Origin of the sequence: Halosimplex halobium (assembly GCF_051414055.1) — an archaeon.
Taxonomy (GTDB): domain Archaea; phylum Halobacteriota; class Halobacteria; order Halobacteriales; family Haloarculaceae; genus Halosimplex; species Halosimplex halobium.
Genome location: NZ_JBLKNX010000017.1, coordinates 131,134 through 137,912, shown reverse-complemented (window position 1 = coordinate 137,912; position 6,779 = coordinate 131,134). Strand labels below are relative to the sequence as shown.

General features: G+C 69.5%; 6 protein-coding genes. All 6 read left to right on the top strand.

What is annotated here, in order from left to right:
• Positions 1-804, top strand: an 804-nt coding sequence (locus ACMGFG_RS18105; RefSeq protein ID WP_495849356.1) for a cytochrome b family protein, incomplete at its 5' end; no start/stop codon positions are given.
• Positions 801-980, top strand: a complete 180-nt coding sequence (locus tag ACMGFG_RS18100) for a DUF8120 family protein (RefSeq protein ID WP_436931721.1) — start codon at positions 801-803, stop codon at positions 978-980. The genes ACMGFG_RS18105 and ACMGFG_RS18100, both read left to right, overlap by 4 nt.
• Positions 977-4,087, top strand: coding sequence for a nitrate reductase subunit alpha (gene narG, locus ACMGFG_RS18095; protein ID WP_436931720.1), 3,111 nt, complete (start codon positions 977-979; stop codon positions 4,085-4,087). The genes ACMGFG_RS18100 and narG overlap by 4 nt, the downstream gene beginning before the upstream one ends.
• The gene (gene narH / locus ACMGFG_RS18090) at positions 4,084-5,157 is read left to right on the top strand and encodes a nitrate reductase subunit beta (protein ID WP_436931719.1); all 1,074 of its coding nucleotides are present in this window, start codon (positions 4,084-4,086) and stop codon (positions 5,155-5,157) included. The genes narG and narH overlap by 4 nt, the downstream gene beginning before the upstream one ends.
• Positions 5,150-6,031: an ethylbenzene dehydrogenase-related protein gene (locus ACMGFG_RS18085; protein WP_436931718.1), complete on the top strand. Its 882-nt coding sequence runs from the start codon at positions 5,150-5,152 to the stop codon at positions 6,029-6,031. Before narH ends, ACMGFG_RS18085 begins: the two co-directional genes overlap by 8 nt.
• The gene (locus ACMGFG_RS18080; protein ID WP_436931717.1) at positions 6,028-6,771 is read left to right on the top strand and encodes a molecular chaperone TorD family protein; all 744 of its coding nucleotides are present in this window, start codon (positions 6,028-6,030) and stop codon (positions 6,769-6,771) included. The genes ACMGFG_RS18085 and ACMGFG_RS18080 overlap by 4 nt, the downstream gene beginning before the upstream one ends.
• Positions 6,772-6,779: the final 8 nt, after the last annotated feature.

Sequence of the window (6,779 nt, the reverse complement as noted above, 5' to 3'; positions counted from 1 at the left end):
GACGGCGGCGGAGCCGCGACCGCCGACGGCGGTGACGGGGTCGCCACCGACGGGGCCGGCGACGGCGCGACCGCCGCGGACGGTGGCACCGCCGGCGGGGTCCGCGCGACGGTCGCTGGCGCCGTCGACCGCGACGACGACAGCGTCATCGTCGGCCTGCCTGCCTTCCCGAACCAGGCGGCGGTGAGCGCGGTCGTCTTCTTCCTGACGCTGGCGACCCTCTCGATCCTGGCCGGCTTCCTCCCGGTCCACAACGTCGCCGAGTACGGCCCCAACGACCCCGCGAGCACGCCCGCGCTCATCATGCCCGACTGGTTCCTGATGTGGGTCTACGGCTTCCTGAAGCTGCTGCCCTCGTGGCTCGCCTTCCACGTCCCGATCCTCGGGGAGGTCAACGCCGAGTTCGTCGGCGGCATCCTCATGCCCGGGCTCGTGTTCGGGGCCGTCGCCGCCTGGCCCTTTATCGACTACTACCGCGAGCCCGAGCACTTCGCGCTGAACCCGCTCGACCGGCCGAAACAGACCGCCGTCGGCGTCTTCGGCGTCACGTTCATCATGGTCGCCTCCATCGCGGGGATGAACAACATCGCCGCTGACGTGCTCAACACCAGTACGGGCCCGGTCAACGCCGTGCTCTGGTGGGCGCTGCTGGGCTGGCCGACGGTCTGTGCCGCCATCACGTACGGCCTGCTGCGCGGCAACGACACCGACCGACCGGACGCACCCGAGCCAGCGGACGCGGGGGGAGCGTCCGACGGCGGCCCGACGACCGAGGACAGCGCCGACACGGAGGGCGAGCCATGACCGCCGTGACTGTCACCGAGCGCTCCTACCGCTGGATCGACCGACTGAGCAAGCTGCTGGGCGTCGCGCTGATCGCCGTCGGGCTCGACACCGGCGGCGACACCGTCGCGGGGATCGCCTTCGCCGCGGCCGGCGTCGCCTGCGGACTCGCGACGATCTTCGTCTCCAAACAATGACCGACGACCACTCGACCGACCACGACCGAACCGACGATCCGCCGACCGACAGCACCGACAGCGAAGCGACCGACGGCCTCGACGGCGCCGCCGACCGGGACGCTACCGACGGGACCGCGACCGGTAGCGCCGCGACGGACGGGGGTGCCGACGTGGACGTGTCCCGCCGGGACTTCCTGAAGGGCGTCGGCGCGGCCGGCGTCGCCGGCGCGGGTGCCACTCAGACGGGCCTCGCACAGGACTTCCTCGAGATGACCCGGCTGAAGGTCGTCAACGACCCCATCGGGGACTACCCCTACCGGGAGTGGGAGGACCTGTACCGCGAGGAGTGGGACTGGGACTCGAAACACCGCTCGACCCACTCGGTCAACTGCACCGGCTCCTGCTCGTGGAACGTCTACGTCAAGAACGGGCAGGTCTGGCGCGAGGAACAGGCCGGCGACTACCCGAACTTCGACGAGAGCCTGCCCGACCCGAACCCCCGCGGCTGCCAGAAGGGGGCCTGTTACACCGACTACGTCAACGCCGACCAGCGGATCAAGTACCCGATGAAGCGGACCGGCGAGCGCGGCGAGGGCAAGTGGCAGCGGATCAGCTGGGACGAAGCCCTCACCGAGATCGCAGAACACGTCGTCGACGAGGTGCAGGCGGGTCGGTACGACGCCATCTCCGGGTTCACGCCGATCCCGGCGATGAGCCCGATCTCCTTCGCCTCCGGGAGCCGGCTCATCAATCTCCTCGGCGGCGTCTCCCACAGCTTCTACGACTGGTACTCGGACCTGCCGCCGGGCCAGCCGATCACCTGGGGCACCCAGACGGACAACGCCGAGAGCGCCGACTGGTACAACGCCGACTACATCATCGCCTGGGGGTCGAACATCAACGTCACCCGGATCCCCGACGCGAAGTTCTTCCTCGACGCCGGGTACAACGGTACCAAGCGCGTCGGTATCTTCACCGACTACTCCCAGACTGCCATCCACACCGACGAGTGGCTCTCGCCGGAGGGCGGCACCGACACGGCGCTCGCCCTCGGGATGGCCCAGACCATCGTCGAGGAGGGGCTCCACGACGAACAGCACCTCAAGGAGCAGACCGACATGCCGCTGCTCGTCCGCGAGGACACCGGGAAGTTCCTGCGCGCGAGCGAGGTGCCGGGCGTCGGCGAGGACGCCGACCGCCCGGAGAAGACGTTCGTGATGGTCGACGGGGACGGGAACCTGCGGATGGCCCCCGGGTCGCTCGGGGACCGGGACGGCCAGAAGGACCCCGACTCCTCGATCGAACTCGACTTCGACCCGCAGCTGTCGGTCGAGCGGTCGGTCGACCTCGCCGAGAGCGCCGACGCCGACAGCGTCGCCGTGCGCTCCGTGTGGGACAACCTCCGGGACGAACTCGCGGAGTACACGCCGGAGTTCGTGACCGAGGAGACGACCGTCGGCGAGGAGACCTACCAGCGCATCGCCCGGGAGTTCGCGGAGGCCGACAAAGCGAAGATCATCCACGGCAAGGGCGTCAACGACTGGTACCACAACGACCTGGGCAACCGGGCCATCCAGCTGCTCGTCACGCTGACCGGTAACCTCGGCGAGCAGGGGACCGGGCTCGACCACTACGTCGGCCAGGAGAAGATCTGGACGTTCAACGGCTGGAAGTCCCTGTCGTTCCCGACCGGGTCGGTCCGCGGCGTCCCGACGACGCTGTGGACCTACTTCCACGCGGGCATCCTCGACAACACCGACGAGGACACCGCCGCAAAGATCCGTGAGTCCATCGAGAAGGACTGGATGCCCGTCTACCCCTCCGAACGGGAGGACGGCTCCCGGCCCGACCCCTCGACGATGTTCGTCTGGCGGGGCAACTACTTCAACCAGGCCAAGGGCAACGTCGCCGTCGAGGAGAACCTCTGGCCGAAACTCGACCTCGTCGTCGACATCAACTTCCGGATGGACTCGACGGCGCTGTACTCGGACATCGTCCTCCCGGCGGCGAGCCACTACGAGAAGTACGACCTCTCGATGACGGACATGCACACGTACGTGCATCCGTTCACGCCCGCGGTCGAGCCGCTGGGCGAGGCGAGGACCGACTGGCAGATCTTCCGCGACCTCGCCGAGAAGATCCAGGAAGTGGCTCAGGAGCGGGGCGTCGAACCCATTGACGACCGGAAGTTCGACCGCGAGATCGACCTGCAGTCGGTGTACGACGACTACGTGCGCGACTGGCAGACCGGCGAGGCGGGCGCGCTTGCCGAGGACCGGGCGGCCTGCGAGTACATCCTCGAACACTCCGAGGAGTCCAACCCCGAGGGGACCGACGAGCAGATCACCCTCGACGACACCATCGACCAGCCCCAGCGCCTCCTCGAAGCCGGGAGCCACTGGTCGTCGGACATTGAGGACGGCGAGGCCTACGCCCCCTGGAAGAACTACGTCCAGGACAAGGAGCCGTGGCCCACCTTCACCGGCCGCCAGCAGTACTACGTCGACCACGACTGGTTCCTCGAACTCGGCGAGGAACTCCCCACGCACAAGGAAGGCCCCACGAACACCGGCGGGAGCTACCCCCTGTCGTACAACACGCCCCACAGCCGCTGGTCGATCCACTCGACCTGGCGCGACAACGAGACGATGCTCAACCTCCAGCGGGGCGAGCCCACCGTGTTCCTCAACCCCGAGGACGCCGAGGAACGGGGCATCGAGGACGGCGACACGGTGGAGGTGTTCAACGACCTCGGCAGCGTCGAGGTGCAGGCGAAGATCTACCCGTCGAGCGAGCCCGGGACGGTGCGACACTTCTTCTCCTGGGAGAAGTTCCAGTACCCGAGCCGGAACAACTTCAACACGCTGGTCCCGATGTACATGAAGCCGACCCAGCTCGTCCAGTACCCCGAGGACACCGGCGAACACCTGTACTTCTTCCCCAACTACTGGGGACCGACCGGTGTCAACTCCGACGTGCGCGTCGACGTGCGCCCCGTCGACCAGGGGGCTGACGACGCGGAGGGCGAGAGCGACGACGAGCAGGCGGACCTGCGACTGGCCGACGGCGGCTCCCCGCCGGAGGGGAGTGATGTCGACGCCGACGCGGGAGGTGACGGCTCGTGAGCACCGACGACGCCCAGAGCGACGACACGCACATCGACATCGCGGACGGGGTCGACCACCAGGTCGCGATGGTGATGGACCTCAACAAGTGCATCGGCTGCCAGACGTGTACGGTCGCGTGCAAGACCCTCTGGACGGAGGGCGGCGGGCGCGACTACATGTACTGGAACAACGTCGAGACCAAGCCCGGCGAGGGCTACCCGAAGGGCTGGGAGGATTCGGGTGGCGGCTGGCAGTCCGACGAACATAGCGAGCGCGAGCCCGGCGAGATCCCCGCCAAAGAGCGCTACGGCGGCGACTGGGAGTTCAACCACTCGGAGATCATGTACGACGGCAGCGACGAGCCGCTGCGCCCCCAGAACGTCGACCCCGAGTGGGGCCCCAACTGGGACGAGGACGAGGGCGCCGGCGAGTACCCCAACAGCTACTACTTCTACCTCCCGCGGATCTGCAACCACTGCACCCACCCCTCCTGCGTGGAGGCCTGTCCGCGCCAGGCGCTGTACAAGCGCGAGGAGGACGGCATCGTCCTCGTCGACCAGGAACGGTGTCGCGGCTACCGCTACTGCGTCGAGGGGTGTCCCTACAAGAAGGTGTACTACAACGCCGCCAAGAAGAAGTCGGAGAAGTGCATCTTCTGCTACCCGCGCATCGAGGGCGAGGGGCCGGACGACGAGGTCCACGCGACCGCCTGCGCGGAGGAGTGTCCGCCCCAGCTGCGGCTGGTGGGCTACCTCGACGACGAGGACGGCCCCATCTACAAGCTCGTCGAGGAGTACGAGGTGGCGCTGCCGCTCCATCCGGAGTTCGAGACGGTGCCCAACGTCTACTACATCCCGCCCTACGCCCCGCCCCAACACTCCGAGGACGGCGAGAGCATCGAGGGCGTCGACCGCATCCCGCGGGACTACCTCGAGGAGCTGTTCGGCGAACGAGTCGACGAGGCGCTGGACACCATCGAGCGCCACCGCGACCGGGTGCGCCGCGGCGAGGATAGCGAACTCATGGAGATACTCCAGGACAAGAATCCCGCACAGCAGTACCGGCTGGAGGTGTTCGACGATGAGTGAGGGGCGCGAGCCGCGGCGCGGCTCGGAACGGCGAGCGGGCCGTGCCCGCGAACAGACCGCGCCGGACCGCTCCTGGGTCGGCGTCGCCGCGCTGGTCGTCCTCGCGGTGGTCGGCGCGGCCGTGTTGCCGACGCTGTCGAGCGCGCGGCCGGCCAACGAGGTGCCGGTCGGCGACGTGGGCGCGAACGCGACGGACCCCACCGCCGAGTCGTGGACGGCCGTGCCGAGCGTGGAACTCGCGCTGGCGAGCGCGCCGAGCGGGCTGCCCGGGGCGAGCAACGTCTCCGTCCAGGAGGCGCAGGTCCGCGCGGCGACCAACGAGTCGCACGTGTTCGTCCGGGTCTCCTGGCCGGACGCGACGGCCGACCGCAACGCCACGGGTCTCCGGGAGTTCGCCGACGCCGTCGCCGTCCAGTTCCCCGAGAACGAGAGCGCACGCCCGCCCATCGCGATGGGCTCCACGAGCAACCGCGTCAACGTCTGGTACTGGAGCGGGACCGGGGCGACGGAGGAACTGCTCGCGGGCGGTGCCGGCACGACCACGTCGTTCGAGCAGTCGGCCGTCGACGCCGAGGCGGTCCACGAGGACGGCGAGTGGCACGTCGCGTTCACTCGCGAGGCCGAGATGGCGGGCAACCGGACCGACCTGTCCGGCGAGCGGGACGTGGACGTGGCCGTCGCGGTCTGGAACGGCTCCTACGACGAGCGGGCCGGCCGCAAGTCCGTCAGCGAGTGGCAGTACCTCGCCATGGGCCCGGGCCCCCAGGGGCCGCCATACGAGACGATCCTCTGGACGGTCGCCGGGCTCGCGGTCCTGTTCGTGGCCGTCGTGACTATCGAGGGCGTCCGCCGAACTCGGGGTGAGGCGGCGTGAGCGACGCTGAACCCGTCGACCCCGACTCCGCGGAGGACGCCCCCGAGCGCGACGGCGCGGCGGTCGACGACGGTCCACCGACCGACGCCGACCGCGACGCCGCGGCGCGGGGCGGGCTGTACGCGCTGGCCGCCCGGGCGATGACCGAGCCCGACGAACAGTTGCACGAGGCGCTCGCGTCCGGCGCGCTCGACCGGGAGTGTCGCCGCCTGCTCGACCGGACGACCCTCGACGTCGAACCGCCCGACCTCACCACCGACGACGACCGCGAGACGGTCTGTGCCCGGTTCAACGACCTGTTCGTGCTCGGTCAGACCACCGTCGAGGACCGCACCGACGGCACCATCGACGCCGAGGGGCCGGACGTGTCGCTGTACGAGTCGGGCTACCGGCCGGAGGCGTCGTGGAACGACGTGAACCTCGACCTCGCTCGCGCGTACGACTACTTCGGCGTCGAGGTCGACGAGCAGCGCCGCGAGAACCACGACCACTACCGGCTGGAACTGGAGTTCGCCGGCTACCTCTGCCGGCGCGAGGCGGCGGTCGACCCGGACGCCGCCCGGGCACGCCTGGACTTCCTCGACCGCCACCTCGCCGTGCTCGCCGAGGGGGTTGACGACGCGCTCGACGGCGAGCGCGGAACCGGTTACTACGGCGAACTCGCCGCCTTCTGCCGGCGGCTGGTCGCCGCCGACACGAACGACCTCGCCGACCGGCTGGAGGGGGAGGGCGAGCCGTGAGCCGACCG